General features: G+C 56.9%; 16 protein-coding genes. 14 read left to right on the forward strand and 2 right to left on the reverse strand.

What is annotated here, in order from left to right:
- The 5 genes from pqqC to AC6I8E_RS09010 all read left to right on the forward strand — a co-directional run bounded on the left by pqqC (position 1) and on the right by AC6I8E_RS09010 (position 5,138).
- Positions 1 to 756 carry a pyrroloquinoline-quinone synthase PqqC gene (gene pqqC, locus AC6I8E_RS08990; protein ID WP_010245074.1) on the forward strand — a complete coding sequence of 252 codons (756 nt, stop codon included), beginning with the start codon at positions 1 to 3 and terminating at the stop codon, positions 754 to 756.
- A gap of 3 nt (positions 757 to 759) precedes the next feature.
- Positions 760 to 1,038 (forward strand): pyrroloquinoline quinone biosynthesis peptide chaperone PqqD, encoded by a 279-nt coding sequence (pqqD, locus tag AC6I8E_RS08995; protein WP_013357814.1) that lies wholly within the window; start codon positions 760 to 762, stop codon positions 1,036 to 1,038.
- Positions 1,001 to 2,167, forward strand: a complete 1,167-nt coding sequence (gene pqqE / locus AC6I8E_RS09000) for a pyrroloquinoline quinone biosynthesis protein PqqE (protein WP_376747875.1) — start codon at positions 1,001 to 1,003, stop codon at positions 2,165 to 2,167. The genes pqqD and pqqE overlap by 38 nt, the downstream gene beginning before the upstream one ends.
- A complete protein-coding gene (gene pqqF, locus AC6I8E_RS09005) occupies positions 2,167 to 4,437 on the forward strand; it encodes a pyrroloquinoline quinone biosynthesis protein PqqF (protein WP_147789249.1) in 2,271 nt (756 codons plus the stop codon). The genes pqqE and pqqF overlap by 1 nt, the downstream gene beginning before the upstream one ends.
- A gap of 116 nt (positions 4,438 to 4,553) precedes the next feature.
- The gene (locus AC6I8E_RS09010) at positions 4,554 to 5,138 is read left to right on the forward strand and encodes a YceI family protein (protein ID WP_013357817.1); all 585 of its coding nucleotides are present in this window, start codon (positions 4,554 to 4,556) and stop codon (positions 5,136 to 5,138) included.
- Positions 5,139 to 5,194: 56 nt separating this feature from the next.
- Here AC6I8E_RS09010 and AC6I8E_RS09015 read toward each other — a convergent pair whose 3' ends face one another.
- Positions 5,195 to 6,097 carry a pyridoxal-phosphate dependent enzyme gene (locus AC6I8E_RS09015; RefSeq protein ID WP_147789248.1) on the reverse strand — a complete coding sequence of 301 codons (903 nt, stop codon included), beginning with the start codon at positions 6,095 to 6,097 and terminating at the stop codon, positions 5,195 to 5,197.
- Positions 6,098 to 6,685: 588 nt separating this feature from the next.
- Between AC6I8E_RS09015 and AC6I8E_RS09020 the strand changes: the two genes are divergently transcribed.
- The 8 genes from AC6I8E_RS09020 to AC6I8E_RS09055 all read left to right on the forward strand — a co-directional run bounded on the left by AC6I8E_RS09020 (position 6,686) and on the right by AC6I8E_RS09055 (position 12,029).
- Entirely contained in the window at positions 6,686 to 7,666 is a 981-nt protein-coding gene (locus AC6I8E_RS09020; RefSeq protein ID WP_147789247.1) for a 6-phosphofructokinase, read from the forward strand.
- A 10-nt stretch (positions 7,667 to 7,676) separates the two neighbouring features.
- Positions 7,677 to 7,991, forward strand: a complete 315-nt coding sequence (locus tag AC6I8E_RS09025) for a PTS sugar transporter subunit IIB (protein WP_013357820.1) — start codon at positions 7,677 to 7,679, stop codon at positions 7,989 to 7,991.
- Positions 7,984 to 9,351, forward strand: coding sequence for a PTS sugar transporter subunit IIC (locus tag AC6I8E_RS09030; RefSeq protein ID WP_147789246.1), 1,368 nt, complete (start codon positions 7,984 to 7,986; stop codon positions 9,349 to 9,351). Before AC6I8E_RS09025 ends, AC6I8E_RS09030 begins: the two co-directional genes overlap by 8 nt.
- The gene (locus AC6I8E_RS09035) at positions 9,338 to 10,180 is read left to right on the forward strand and encodes a class II fructose-bisphosphate aldolase (protein ID WP_107319712.1); all 843 of its coding nucleotides are present in this window, start codon (positions 9,338 to 9,340) and stop codon (positions 10,178 to 10,180) included. The genes AC6I8E_RS09030 and AC6I8E_RS09035 overlap by 14 nt, the downstream gene beginning before the upstream one ends.
- 94 nt (positions 10,181 to 10,274) lie before the next feature.
- Positions 10,275 to 10,541 carry a hypothetical protein gene (locus AC6I8E_RS09040; RefSeq protein WP_095707225.1) on the forward strand — a complete coding sequence of 89 codons (267 nt, stop codon included), beginning with the start codon at positions 10,275 to 10,277 and terminating at the stop codon, positions 10,539 to 10,541.
- A 9-nt stretch (positions 10,542 to 10,550) separates the two neighbouring features.
- On the forward strand, positions 10,551 to 10,988 hold the full coding sequence (locus tag AC6I8E_RS09045) for a PTS sugar transporter subunit IIA (protein ID WP_013357824.1): 438 nt from the start codon (positions 10,551 to 10,553) through the stop codon (positions 10,986 to 10,988).
- Positions 10,985 to 11,608: a P-loop nucleotide/nucleoside kinase family protein gene (locus AC6I8E_RS09050; RefSeq protein ID WP_147789245.1), complete on the forward strand. Its 624-nt coding sequence runs from the start codon at positions 10,985 to 10,987 to the stop codon at positions 11,606 to 11,608. Before AC6I8E_RS09045 ends, AC6I8E_RS09050 begins: the two co-directional genes overlap by 4 nt.
- On the forward strand, positions 11,577 to 12,029 hold the full coding sequence (locus AC6I8E_RS09055; protein WP_095707223.1) for a thiol-disulfide oxidoreductase DCC family protein: 453 nt from the start codon (positions 11,577 to 11,579) through the stop codon (positions 12,027 to 12,029). The genes AC6I8E_RS09050 and AC6I8E_RS09055 overlap by 32 nt, the downstream gene beginning before the upstream one ends.
- On the opposite strand, the gene AC6I8E_RS09060 is transcribed toward AC6I8E_RS09055, so the two are convergent.
- Complete coding sequence (locus tag AC6I8E_RS09060; RefSeq protein ID WP_147789244.1) at positions 12,013 to 12,954, reverse strand: quinone oxidoreductase family protein; 942 nt, start codon at positions 12,952 to 12,954, stop codon at positions 12,013 to 12,015. The two genes, AC6I8E_RS09055 and AC6I8E_RS09060, sit on opposite strands and share 17 nt — an antisense overlap.
- A gap of 73 nt (positions 12,955 to 13,027) precedes the next feature.
- On the opposite strand from AC6I8E_RS09060, the gene AC6I8E_RS09065 reads away from it, so the two are divergent.
- The gene (locus AC6I8E_RS09065) at positions 13,028 to 13,522 is read left to right on the forward strand and encodes a MarR family winged helix-turn-helix transcriptional regulator (protein ID WP_033732652.1); all 495 of its coding nucleotides are present in this window, start codon (positions 13,028 to 13,030) and stop codon (positions 13,520 to 13,522) included.
- The last annotated feature ends 5 nt before the right edge of the window (positions 13,523 to 13,527 follow it).

Consider the following 13,527-nt stretch of genomic DNA (forward strand, 5'->3'; position numbering starts at 1 on the left):
ATGCAGATTACTGACACGCTGTCGCCGCAGGCTTTTGAACAGGCCCTGCGCGACAAAGGCGCTTACTACCACATTCATCACCCGTATCACATCGCGATGCATAACGGTCAGGCCACGCGGGAGCAGATTCAGGGCTGGGTGGCGAATCGCTTTTATTACCAGACCACCATTCCGCTGAAAGATGCGGCGATCATGGCTAACTGCCCGGATCCGGCCACCCGGCGTAAATGGGTGCAGCGCATCCTCGACCACGACGGCAGCAACGGCGAAGAGGGCGGCATTGAGGCCTGGCTGCGGCTGGGCGAGGCGGTCGGGCTGACGCGCGAAGAATTATTGTCAGAGCAGCATGTGCTGCCTGGCGTGCGTTTTGCCGTCGATGCCTATATCAATTTCGCCCGCCGTGCCAACTGGCAGGAGGCGGCCTGCAGCTCACTCACCGAGCTGTTCGCGCCGCAGATCCACCAGTCGCGGCTCGACAGCTGGCCGCAACACTATCCGTGGATCAAAGAAGAGGGCTACTTCTACTTCCGCAGCCGTCTGGGTCAGGCGAACCGCGATGTAGAGCATGGCCTGGCGCTGGCGCTGGAGTACTTCACCACCGCGGAAACGCAGAACCGGATGCTGGAAATTTTGCAGTTTAAGCTCGATATTTTATGGAGCATGCTGGACGCCATGACCATGGCTTATGAGCTGAAACGTCCGCCTTATCACACCGTCACCGACAAGGCGGCGTGGCACACCACCCGACTGGTATAACAGATGAATGAAAACTCGATTGCCGCGTTTCGTCGCGGCTACCGTATGCAGTGGGAAGCCGCCCAGGATACCCATGTGGTGCTCTATCCCGAAGGCATGGCGAAGCTGAACGAAACCGCCGCCGCCATTCTTGAGCTGGTGGATGGCAAACAGGATATCGCCGCGATTATCGCGACGCTGGATAGCCGTTTCCCGGAGGCGGGCGGCGTGGGGCCGGACGTTTTAGAGTTCCTGCAGTCAGCCTATGAACAGAAGTGGATACAGTTCCGTGACCCCGCATAAACCTGACGTGAATCCGCCGCTCTGGCTGCTGGCCGAGCTGACCTATCGCTGTCCGCTGCAGTGTCCCTACTGCTCCAACCCGCTGGATTTCGCGCAGCAGGAGAAGGAGCTGACCACGGAGCAGTGGATTGAGGTGTTTCGTCAGGCACGCGCCATGGGCAGCGTCCAGCTCGGATTCTCCGGCGGCGAACCGCTGGTGCGTAAAGATCTGCCGGAGCTGATCAAAGCGGCGCGCGATCTCGGCTTTTACACCAACCTGATCACTTCGGGCATCGGCCTGACAGAGAAGAAGCTGGATGCGTTCAGCGAGGCCGGTCTGGATCATATCCAGATCAGTTTCCAGGCGAGTGACGAAACCCTGAATGCGGCGCTGGCCGGGTCGAAGAAAGCGTTTCAGCAGAAGCTGGAGATGGCGAAAGCGGTAAAAGCGCACGGCTATCCGATGGTGCTGAACTTTGTGCTGCATCGCCATAACATCGACCAGATCGATAAGATCATCGACCTTTGCATTGAGCTGGAAGCGGATGACGTTGAGCTGGCGACCTGTCAGTTCTACGGCTGGGCGCAGCTCAACCGCGAAGGCCTGCTGCCGACGCGTGAGCAGATCGCTCAGGCGGAAGCGGTGGTCAGCCGCTATCGTGAGCGGATGAGCGACAGCGGCAATCTGACCAATCTGCTGTTTGTGACGCCAGACTACTACGAAGAGCGACCTAAGCCCTGTATGGGCGGCTGGGGGGCAATCTTCCTGAGCGTCACACCAGAGGGCACCGCGCTGCCGTGCCACAGTGCGCGCCAGCTGCCGGTCGAGTTTCCGTCGGTACTGACGCAGCGCCTGGACGATATCTGGTATAACTCGTTCGGCTTCAACCGCTATCGCGGTTTTGACTGGATGCCGGAGCCGTGCCGCTCCTGTGATGAGAAAGAGAAAGATTTTGGCGGCTGTCGCTGTCAGGCCTTTATGCTGACCGGCAATGCTGACAACACCGATCCGGTGTGCAGCAAATCACCGCATCACGGCAAAATTCTCGACGCCCGGCGGGAGGCGGATTGCAGCGACATTAAAATTGGTCAGCTGCAGTTCCGCAACCGCAGCAACTCGCAACTGATTTACAAAACACGGAACCTGTGATGAACATGCGCGGCCTGGTGATTGAGGGTCTGACGGTTGAACTGGTGCATCAGCCCGATGCCAGCCAGGCCGCCGCCCTGATTCAGGTAGGGGCAGGGAGTCACGACGAGCCGGATCGCTGGCCCGGACTGGCGCATCTGCTGGAGCATCTGCTGTTCACCGGCAGCAGCGGCTGGCCCGATGAGGGCCGGCTGATGAGCTGGATCCAGACGCAGGGCGGAAAAGTTAACGCCACCACGCTGGCCCGGCGTAGCGCGTACTTTTTCGAGGTCACGCCGTCGCTGCTGGCAGACGGGCTGGCAAGACTGCAGGATATGCTGGTCTCTCCGCTGCTCGATAATCAGGCAATCGCGCAGGAAGTGGCAGTCATCGACGCGGAATATCAGCTGTTGCAGCGTCATGAGCCATCCCGCATCGAAGCGGCATTACTGCACGCCGCTGCTACCCCCGCTGAATTTCAGCGCTTCCATATCGGCAGCCGGGCGAGCTTTGGCGACGAGCTCTCTGCGCTGCAACGGGCATTGCGTCAGTTCCACCAGCGCTACTACGTTGCCAGCAATATGCGGCTCTGGCTGCAGGGACCGCAGTCGCTGGATGAGCTGGAACAGCTGGCGCGTCAGGTTGCCGCTGCGCTGCCTGCCGGTCAGTGGCGGCAGGAGCTGGCTCCGCCGAATCTCAGTAGCGATACCTGCTGGCAGCTGGCGGAAACAGCCCAGGCAGCACTATGGCGCAGCTGGCTACTCGATAGCAGTGACGGCGTCACGCTGTGGCGTGAGTTTTTATTGGATGAAGCGCCCGGTTCGCTGCTGGCTATTCTGCGTGAGCAGGGGCTGGCGGAGGCGCTGGAGCTGAAATGGATTTATCAGGCTGAAGATGCGTACTGGCTGGCGCTGGGTATCGAAACCAGTGAGCCTGCAAAGGTAAATCAACTGGTTAACGGTTACATTGCTGCGCTGCGCCAGACGAATGAACAGCAGCATCAGCACTATTATCAGCTGGCACAGCAGCAATTTGTGACATTGTCACCGATGGAGCAGTTGCGTCAGCGCGCTATCGGTTTCGCACCTGACAAAAACCTGCCCGCGCTGCAGCCGCTGCTGGAAAATCTCGCCAGTGCGCCCGGCACGCTGCTGTTCTGTTCATCGCAACCGGCAATAGAACACATCGTTACGCAGGGCTTCACTCTGGCGCTGACGGCCTGTGAGCCCGCCCCGGCGGAGGCGCTGCCCGCTGCCCGTTTCACCTTCTATCCGCTCGACATCACTACGACGCCTGCGCCGCTGCCCGCTCAGGCGGCGGCATTGCCGCATCATCCGTCAGATGACCCGCAGCCAACGCTGATCCTGCGACCGGAGTTCTGGTCAACCTTTACTGCGGAGGCGGGCGAAGCGCTGGGCCGGCGGTTGCGTCCGCTGTTTGCGGCGCTGCGTCATCAGGGCGGTCACGGCAGCTGGCAGGAAGTGGAAGGTGTGTGGCAACTGACGGTCCGGCTATCGGATCAGGCGGTTGCTGACCAGGCGCTGAGCCAGATTGTCTCCGCCCTGACATTACCCGTTGAGGCAAACCGGCCCGCGCCTGTGGAGAGCATCGCTATCCGCGCGCTGCTGCGACAGTTGCCTTATCAGCTGGCAGCCAACGTTACGCCAGGATGCTGGCGGGCGGCGCTGAAGGGCGGCGATGCGATGCTGCACTCAGTGATTGCCCGGCGGCTGAGCGCGCTGTCGCTCCCGGTCAACCCTGACACGCCGCCAAAGCGCATGACCACACAAACCGGTATGACGCGCCTTCCGCACGCCAGTGCCGACAACGCGCTGCTGCTGTTTATTCCGCTGCAGCGTCCTGAACAGCTGGCGGCATTACGCGCACTGGCGCTCATCTATGATCCGCGTTTTTTCCAGCGCTACCGCGTTGAGCAGCCGATAGGTTATGTGGTCAGCAGCCGTTACATGCGCTGCGCCGATGAAGATGGGGTGTTATTTGCGCTGCAGTCGCCCGACTACAGCGCGCTGTCACTGCTGCGCTACTGCCGTAACTTCCTGCGGTCACTGAACGAGACGCTGGCGGGATGTGATCTGGTGGCCCTGAAAGCGCGACTGCTGAGCCAGCAGGCTGAGCAGCCACTGGCCCTGTTGCGCCGTGAAAATGGCCTGGCAGAACCGGATGCGGCGCAGATTGGGGCGCTGACCCTTGCAGATTTACAGCAATTGCACCGCACGCTGATTCAGGATCGCCGCCGCTGGCGGGTGCTGTTCACCGGCGCGAATGCGTAATGACCGGTTTTAAGGTTGCTGAATTTATTTGAAAATTACCGACAAATCTCTTCACTGTCTATTCCGGGAAAACTGGACCACACTCAATTCACTTTTGTCCGCATAAGGAATTGACCGTGAAGAACTTCAAACGTATTGCACTGCCCCTGTTAGCCGCTGCTACCCTCTACGCTCCGTTATCTCAGGCCGAGGCGATGCACTACCAGCTGAACCCTGAGCATACGTCGGTAATTGTTGCCTGGAACCACTTTGGCTTCTCAAATCCTACCGCGGATATCCCGGATGCAACCGGTACGCTGGTGTTTGATAAAGATCATCCGGAGGCCTCACGCGTTGACGTGACCCTGCCAGTCAGCAAAATTGACAGCCACGTTGCCGCGCTGACCAAAGAGTTCAAAGGTGCTGAATACTTCGATACCGCCAAATACCCGACTGCGACCTTCCACAGCACCAAAGTCGTTGCTAAGGGCGACAACAAATTTGACGTTGAAGGCAACCTGACCCTGAAAGGCATCACTAAGCCAGTGACGCTGCACGCGACGCTGAACAAGCAGGGCGAGCATCCGATGGTCAAGAAGCAGGCGATTGGCTTTGACGCCACCGGCACCATCAAGCGTTCTGACTTCAAGCTGGACAAATATGTCCCTGCAGTCAGCGACGACGTTACGCTGACGCTGTCTACTGAAGCTTACGCGAAGTAACCGGCGACAGGCGCAGCCCCTCTGGCTGCGCCACTTTTCCCCTGACTTTGCTCTCGTCAGCCCTGCAGACTCTTCAGGGTAACAGACGCCCCGCCACAGACGATAACCAGCACGTTATCATCCGGTTTAAAGCCAATTTTCCCGTCATACAGCATCGATAATGAGACGCCACAGGCTGGCTCTGTCAGGACACGATGATCGTCCAGGAAGCGGCGGCAGGCATTAACAGCCTCTTCATCTGTCACAACCTTTCCCCTGACATCTGCCCGGCATGCCACGTTAAATGCATTTTCACACACCTGACTGGCTGCCAGCGTGGTGGCGATACCGCTGACCCGGGCCAGCGTGACCCGCTCACCGGCTTCCAGCGCGGCGTTAAGCGACGCGGTTCCCTCAGTTTCAACCGCATAAATCGGGATATGGCTGAGCTGATGTCTTTCCAGACCCTGGACAATGCCGGAGAGCAGACTGCCGCCGCCCACGGAGAGGATTACCGCATCCGGCCGCACCCCCTCACTGATCACTTCATCTACCAGCGTGCTGATGCCGTCCCACAGCAGCGGATTGTCAAAGGGATGGATGTAGATATGTTCGTGCGACGCCAGCGATAACGCGTACGCATTGGCCTCACTCCAGACGTTGCCTTGTACGATCAACTTCGCACCTTCCTGTTCGATAAGCTGTCTGGCGCGCGCCGAGGTGGTTTCAGGCACCACCACCGTGACCGGTAGCCCCAGTCTGCGGCCGCTGTGTGCCACGGCAATACCCGCATTGCCGCCGGAGGAGCTGACAAATGCCTTAGCGCCCTGTGCCGCGTAGTATTGACAGATATGGCCTGCGCTTCTGAGCTTAAACGATCCGGTTGGCTGCGCTGATTCCATTTTCAGCCAGACGTTGCTGCCGCTGAGCTGACTTAGTGGCAGGGAGTGAACGAGAGGGGTACGGATAGCTATTTCCATGCGTATGATCCTGGTCAAATGTGGTCACAGGGAACCGGTTTGTCATCACGGAGAACACGGGTTTTGCCGTGCGAAATAACGGCGTCGGATGCAGAAGAGAAAGTTACCCCTCACAAAGAGCGTGGAAGTTTTTCCTTAGAAATCATTATCGTCAGGCTGTGTTTTCTGTGGGCATTGAAAGGTTATACCGAAGAATGCTACTCGTTCGCAACAGAGATGCTGAATCTGATTAACATCTGCCTGCGGATTTTCTTTCTGCACCTTAATTGCGGTTTCTGCTCTGCGAAAACGGGAAAAATGAGGTGAAAGTCACAAATCTGCAACGCCGCTCTAATGGCTGATTTTACCTCCTCCCGCTTTCTGGCCAGTTCACCCGCGCCATCTGCTAAGCCAATGATTTATATCGATTCGCCTTGAACGCAATAAGTTGGAATAGTGTGAGGCAAATCACAAATAAAGCGATGTTAAGAGCACTGTCAATATTCCCGCCTGAGAAAAACCGCACGTAACTGTGATCTCCTCTGCAAATAGCAACCCCGCTAACCGGAAGAATACCCTTCAGCAGAATAAGCCAGCGGGGTGAGGGTGATGCGAATTGGAATGGTGATCAGTGGCGGTGACGTGACCGGCATTAATAATTTTGTCTTCCAGATTGGGCGCATGGCACAGGCGGAGATGGTGATATTTGACGGTGGTATTCCCGGCCTGCTCGAAAATAATCATCGTGAGATCAGCCAGCGCGATCTGCTCGACTTTTCCATCGCCTCTATTCCTGTTATGCAATCGGGACGCACTGAAAAGAAGCTGGTGCGCAGCGAGTATGAGTTAATTGCCCGCCAGCTGAAAAACGCCCGGATTGACATATTAATCATGGCGGGCGGAGACGGGTCGCTGCAATTTCTCCATACCCTGTCGGCGTATGGCGTGAATTGTTTCGGCGTCGGCATGACCATCGATAATGATGTTTTCGGCAGCGACTACACGCTGGGATTTTCCACCGCCTGCGAGCAGGTATTAAAAGAGGTGGCGAAACTGCGTAATACCGGCCGTGCCTTACCGGGACGCGTTTTTATGCTGGAGTTGCTCGGTGGTTATTGCGGCGAATTAACGCTGCAGTCCGCGATTAAATCTAACGCAGATATTGCGTTAATTCCTGAGTGCCAGATCCCGCTGCCACAACTGGCGCAGCGCATTACCGGGCGGCTGGCAGAGCAGAACAGCGTGGTCATCCTCTGTTCGGAAGGCTACACCCGGGAATATTCGCCAGGTTTTCAGGGGGCGATCGACACCTTAATCAAACAGCTTGAACCCCTTATTGGCGTGCGCATCCGTAAAACCATCCTGGGTTACGGGCTGCGCAATGGTGATCCCACCTGCGAAGAGATCTTTCAGGGCACCATTATGGCCAGTGAAGTGGTGCGTTGTATTCAGTCAGGCATGCGGAATAAAGCGGTCATTATTAATGGCAGCAATAAACCGATTCCGATTGATTTAATAAGCATGCAAAAACGCCTGGTCGATATTGACGGGCACCATTACAAACTCGCTAAACAACTCAATATAGTGTGAGGAAAAAACCATGCTGAAAATATTATGTGTCTGTGGTTGTGGATTAGGTTCCAGTTTTGCGATTGAGATGAGCGCAAAAGCGGTATTAAAAAAACTGGAGATTGAGGCCGACATCGATCACACCACCATTTCAGAAGCGAATGCCTTTAAGTCAGATATGATCCTGACGCAAAAAGCGTTTGCCGATGTTTTAAACGCCGACGCCAGTCCGGAACAGATTAAACGGGTCATTATTCTTAACCGGCTCACCGATAAAGCGGAAATAGAGCAGAAGATCCTGGCCTTTTTAAAAGAACGCAACCAGAAGGTCGCCGCCCATGAATAGTGTGATCGACTTCCTGGTAAAAGATCTGCTGGGGCAGGCATCGATTCTGATCGCCTTTATTGCCCTGATTGGTCTGCTGCTGCAAAAAAAATCGGCAGGCAAGGTGGTGGAAGGCACCTTTAAAACGCTGCTCGGCTTTTTAATTATGATGGCGGGTATCAATATTATTGTTGGCACCCTGACGTTCCTCAATACCATTTTTACCCATGGCTTCGGCATGCGCGGCTATATCACCGATGTGGCCGCCATTGCCGGGCTGGCTAACCGTGAGCTGGGGTCTGAAGTGGCGCTGACGCTGCTGGTGATTTTTATCGTCAACATCATCATTGCGCGACTGACGCCGTTTAAGTACATCTTCCTGACCGGCCAGGCGTTGCTGTGGATGGCGACCATTGGCGCAGTCATCGGCTACAAAGCAGGGCTGACGGGCCTGCCGCTGATTCTGACCGGCGGCATCTTTGGCGGGATTATGGCGGTGGTAATGCCTGCGCTGGCGCAGCCGGCGGTGCGGCGCATCACCGACTCGGACGACGTGGCGCTGGGTCACTTCTGCACCATCGGTTATCTGGTCACGGCGGCAGTCGCCAAAGTCGTCGGCAAAGGATCGCGCTCCACCGAAGACCTGAAGCTGCCCGATAACTTCAAGTTTCTGCAGGATACCTATCTGTCGATGGCGCTGGTGATGGTACCGATGTACCTGATCCCCGCTGTGGCAGCCGGCCCGGCGTTTATCGCCCAGTACAGCAACGGCATGAACTACCTGATGTACGCCTTTATGCAGTCGATTCAGTTCGTGGCCGGGGTCTTCGTGCTCTACAGCGGCGTCCGCCTGCTGCTGAACGAACTGGTGCCAGCCTTCCGGGGTATCGCGATGCGCGTGGTGCCGGACGCGAAACCGGCGCTGGACTGCCCGGTGATGTTTCCGTACGCCCCAAACGCGGTGATTGTCGGCTTCCTCGCCACCACGCTGGGTTCCATCGTCGGCATGCTGGTCTTCCCGATGTTTGGTCTGGCGATGATCCTGCCTGGCCTGCTGACCAACTTCTTTGCCGGTGGCACCGCCGGAGTATTTGGTAATGCCATGGGCGGACGGCGCGGCGCGATGATCGGTGGCTTCGTCCACGGACTCTTTATCACCATTCTGCCCGCCATCCTGGTGCCGATGCTGGAGAGCTACGGCTTCACCGGGGTCACCTTCAGCGATTCCGACGTGATCAGTACCGGCCTGGTGCTCGGCCACGCCTTCCAGAATAACTGGCTGTTTGTCGCTCTGTTTATCGCCTTTATTACCGCACTTGCCTGGTTTGTTAATGGCAAATCGACCAAACCTCAGGAGGAAAAAATCCATGAAACTTTATAACTTCGCCGATCTGTTACAGCTGGCCAAACAGCGTGACTTCAAAGCGGTCGGTTCGTTTAATCTTCACTGTCTGGAGATGCTGCCCGCCTATTTTAAAGCGGCAGAGAAAACCAACAGCCCATTAATGATTCAGATTTCCACCGGCACGGCGAAATATCTTGGCTATAAATTGCTGGTCGATGCGATTAAATCGCTGTCAGAGAGTACGAACGTGCCGACCTGCCTGCATCTCGATCACTGTTCCGATTTAGCGGCGATACAGACGGCGATTGATGCCGGATTCAGTTCTGTTATGTACGACGGCTCACATCTGCCCATTGATGAGAATATTGCGAACACCCGCCGGGTGATTGATATGGCGCGACCACATCATGTTTCAGTAGAGGCGGAGCTGGGTGCCATCGGCGGGTCGGAAGATGGTAAATGCGTAGAGATGGAGGCGATAGCGTTCACGCCCGTGGAAGATGCACGCCGCTTCGTCGAAGAGACCGGCGTTGATATGCTGGCGATCTCCATCGGCACCGTGCACGGGCTTTACACCGGTAAAGCCCATATTCAGCATCAGCGTCTGGCGGATATTACGGCGGCAACCCACACGCCACTGGTACTGCACGGTGGCACCGGCGTCAGCGATGAGGATATGCGGCTGGCGGTCAGCAGCGGAATTGAGAAGGTAAATGTCGGCACTGAAATGAATGTGCAGTGGGTAGCGCAGTGCAAATCAACCTTTGAAAAAGGCAAGGTTAATGACAGCGTGCGTAATTTCCTGGTGCCAGCCAATGATGCGGTCACGAATGTGCTGGTAGAGAAAATGCAGTTATTCCGGTAATTACCCGCGCCGCCATCACCGGGTTAATGCGTTAACGATCTTTTATTCACTGTTTATATTAGCTACCCCAATATTATGCGGGGCAGGAGAGCCTATGTTTGGATTCCTCAAAAAGTCTCCGGCTGTGGAACCACCCAGCGAGCAGCAGGATCATCTGGCGGCATTAAGTCGCGATAAAATAACGCAGCTGGAGCAGCAGCTGGCGATTAACCCGCGTGATGGCGAAACGCAAAAACAATTAATGCTGGAATATAACCGGGCATTAAGCTTATTTGCGAAAAGCCGTCGCTACCGCAATGAAATTGATGCGCTGTTTGTCAAAATCGATGAATTACGCAATGTGGTTCGCCAGTCGATTTAAGGAGAGCTGATGACGATTAAGCAGTTATTGCAGGAGGCCAACGCCATTCAGATTGGCATCGACGCCACGGACTGGCGTCAGGTTATCGCGCTGGCCGCCGAACCGCTGGTCAGCGGCGGTTATCTTGATGCCACCTATCCTGATGCCGTGATCGCCAATACGCTGGCTCACGGTGCTTATTATGTGTTTGAGGAGGGGATCGCCATTCCCCATGCGCGACCGGAAGCGGGGGTGCTCCGCGACTGTTTCAGTCTGATCCTGCTGAATGAGCCGATCTCATTTCAGGGCAGTGAGAAGGCGGACATTGTGATTATGTTTGGCGCACGCGACAGCAACGCGCATATCGAAGAGGGGATCCGCGCGATTGTGTCGCTGCTGGAGGATGAGGAGACGCTGGTCCGGTTACGTCAGGCCAGCAGCGTGGCGGAGGTCATCGATATCTTATGACGCAAAACATCCCCCCCAAACGTGTGGTACTGGTTAACGGTATTCCGGCGTCGGGAAAGAGCACCCTGACGCACGCGCTGTCACAGCACTTTGGCTGGCCGGTGCTGACCCTCGACAGCCTGAAAGAGCCGTTTATGTCCTGCTTTGCACCGGTCGATCGCCAGCGTAACCGGCAGCTGGGCTGCGCGGCTTATCAGGCGATCTGGAACATTGTCGGCCAGGCACCCGCCAGTCAGATCTGGCTTATCGATGCCTGGTTTGGCTTTCAGCCGCGCACGCTGCTTGAGCAGGGACTGAAACAGGCGGGCGTCGAAGAGGCGCTGGAGCTATGGCTCAGGATCGCGCCGGAGGTAGCGGTGGCGCGCTATCAGGCGCGGCTGTCACAGCGGCTGCCTGGCCATCCGGGCGCTGAGTATCTGCCGGAGCTGCGCCAGCTGGCACAACAGGCCCGGCCGATGGCGCTGGGGCCGGTGTGTGAAGTGAATGCCTGCAACCAGGATCACGCGGCCGTTATCCACTGGCTGCACCAGCAACTGACCAGAACCCGCTACACTTCAGCTCATCATCAGATGAGTGAGGAGTTGCAGGATGTCATCACCCCCGTATCTGCAAACCGGTGAAAGCGCCGTGCTCTATGACGGCGTCTGTAAACTGTGTAACGGCTGGGTTCAGTTTCTGCTGCGTCATCATCTGGCGCGGCAGGTTCGTTTTGCCTCGGTGCAGAGCGAGCAGGGCAAAGCGCTGCTGCGCTGGGCCGGACTGCCGGAAGAAAACGTCAGCACCATTGTCTATATCGCGGACAATCAGCACTGGCTGCGGGCGCAGGCGGTGTTCCGCGTGATACAGCAACTGCCTGCCCCGTGGCGCGGGCTGGCGGTGCTGCGCCACTTTCCGGATGCGATCGGTAATTTTGCCTATGACCGCATCGCGTTAAACCGCTATAAGCTGTTTGGCCGCTACAGCAGCCAGCACGCCATCCAACCCGATTATCCTGGTCGATTTCTGCATAAGGTGGAGCCGTCCGTTACATCGGAAGGGTAAAGACCGTGCGGTAGCGGCTGTCGTCGCTCTGCCAGGCCTCAGCGACCTCACTGAGTGGCCGCGACTGGAAGGGGATGGCAAATCCATGTGACGCGGCGGCCTGCAGCATTTCCCCTATTGAGGCGATCAGCTCACGGTCTGGCACGCTGCCCAGCCCGCTTCCCATCAGCGTTAAGCCGGATGAACGCAGCAGTTTACTGTGCAGAGAAATCTCCTGTCCGCTCAGCGAACCAATCTGGACAAAGCGAACCACCTTGTCACCACCGCGTACCGCCGCCGTCATGATCGCCAGTGCACTCTCACCCCACAGATAATCCAGCACCACATCAATGCCTTCCGCCATCAGAGAAGGAAGCTCTGCCGATAATGCATCCAGCGTCAGTATGATATCAGCACCCTCACTCTGTAGCTGTTCCAGAGTCTCCCGGTTACGGCCTGTGGCAATGATTCTGCCTGCGCCCAGCGCACGGGCAATGCGGATCGCCAGACGTCCCGAGGTGCCGGTGGCACCATTGATCAGCACGGTCTCGCCAGGACGCAGTGCCGCCCGACGGGTCAGCGCCGCCCAGGAGGACATGCCCGGATTCGCGAGAGCGGCAGCCAGTACCAGATCCAGACCGGCAGGCAGTGGAATAATATGTTCACTGTTGACCACAGTTCGCTCGGCCATGCTGCCTGCCGCGGCGTTAAACGTCAGAAAATAGACCGGCTCGCCCGTGTCGAGATATCCGGTACCGTCAATGCCGGGAATAAACGGATAGTGCGCCACAGAGCTGTAGTGGGTGCCTGCCGCGCGGGCCTTTGCCAGCTGGCTGAGTGCCGTAGCGTTGACCGTCACCCGCTGCTGATGCTCACCGGGCTGGGGTTCCGGCATGTCGCCGTAGTGAGGTTGTGCGCCTGCCTGCCCGATTATTACTGCTTTCATTGTTTATCATCCTTCTGTTCAGGAGTTAATGGGTGTAAAGTACACACATTATTCCTGCCTCTGGATAGCGTCAATGAAAAGCGTGCAAAATACACATAAGTACGATGCGCTGCATGATTGTCTGCTGACAATTGCGGGCGCGCTTAACCGGCCTCAGCGCGATATGGCGATGATTAAAGCGGCGGGTATTGAGCTGGATCGGGCACTGTTTCCACTGCTGGTTCAGGTCAGCCGGTTCGGGCCGATCGGCGTGGGCGAACTCGCCGATCGGGTGGGTCGTGATTACAGCACAGTCAGCCGTCAGGTAGCGAAATTAGAGGAGACCGGGCTGGTCGTGCGGCAGAAAAACCGTCAGGACAAAAGGATCAACGAAGCCGCAATTACCGCGGCTGGCAGGGCGATGACCGATAAAATCGATGCGCAACGGGTGCAGGTTTATCAGCGCATTTTCCTCCACTGGCCAGAGAGCGACCGCGAGACGCTGGAACAGTTGCTCAGCAAATTCGTTAGCGATTTCAGCCAGACGGAAGGCGATGAAAATGATGATGGCAAGCCTGATGCGGTTTAGGGGAA

Source organism: Pantoea sp. X-Soil-YNGN-785, from assembly GCF_059730585.1.

Bases quoted from the DNA above. Each gene is read 5' to 3' on its own strand.
- pqqD (WP_013357814.1), top strand. From the start codon at position 760: ATGAATGAAAACTCGATTGCCGCGTTTCGTCGCGGCTACCGTATGCAG.
- pqqF (WP_147789249.1), top strand. From the start codon at position 2,167: ATGAACATGCGCGGCCTGGTGATTGAGGGTCTGACGGTTGAACTGGTG.
- AC6I8E_RS09035 (WP_107319712.1), top strand. From the start codon at position 9,338: ATGAAACTTTATAACTTCGCCGATCTGTTACAGCTGGCCAAACAGCGT.
- AC6I8E_RS09040 (WP_095707225.1), top strand. From the start codon at position 10,275: ATGTTTGGATTCCTCAAAAAGTCTCCGGCTGTGGAACCACCCAGCGAG.
- AC6I8E_RS09030 (WP_147789246.1), top strand. From the start codon at position 7,984: ATGAATAGTGTGATCGACTTCCTGGTAAAAGATCTGCTGGGGCAGGCA.
- AC6I8E_RS09055 (WP_095707223.1), top strand. From the start codon at position 11,577: ATGTCATCACCCCCGTATCTGCAAACCGGTGAAAGCGCCGTGCTCTAT.
- AC6I8E_RS09065 (WP_033732652.1), top strand. From the start codon at position 13,028: ATGAAAAGCGTGCAAAATACACATAAGTACGATGCGCTGCATGATTGT.
- AC6I8E_RS09050 (WP_147789245.1), top strand. From the start codon at position 10,985: ATGACGCAAAACATCCCCCCCAAACGTGTGGTACTGGTTAACGGTATT.
- AC6I8E_RS09060 (WP_147789244.1), bottom strand. From the start codon at position 12,954: ATGAAAGCAGTAATAATCGGGCAGGCAGGCGCACAACCTCACTACGGC.
- AC6I8E_RS09045 (WP_013357824.1), top strand. From the start codon at position 10,551: ATGACGATTAAGCAGTTATTGCAGGAGGCCAACGCCATTCAGATTGGC.
- AC6I8E_RS09025 (WP_013357820.1), top strand. From the start codon at position 7,677: ATGCTGAAAATATTATGTGTCTGTGGTTGTGGATTAGGTTCCAGTTTT.
- pqqC (WP_010245074.1), top strand. From the start codon at position 1: ATGCAGATTACTGACACGCTGTCGCCGCAGGCTTTTGAACAGGCCCTG.
- pqqE (WP_376747875.1), top strand. From the start codon at position 1,001: ATGAACAGAAGTGGATACAGTTCCGTGACCCCGCATAAACCTGACGTG.
- AC6I8E_RS09020 (WP_147789247.1), top strand. From the start codon at position 6,686: ATGCGAATTGGAATGGTGATCAGTGGCGGTGACGTGACCGGCATTAAT.
- AC6I8E_RS09015 (WP_147789248.1), bottom strand. From the start codon at position 6,097: ATGGAAATAGCTATCCGTACCCCTCTCGTTCACTCCCTGCCACTAAGT.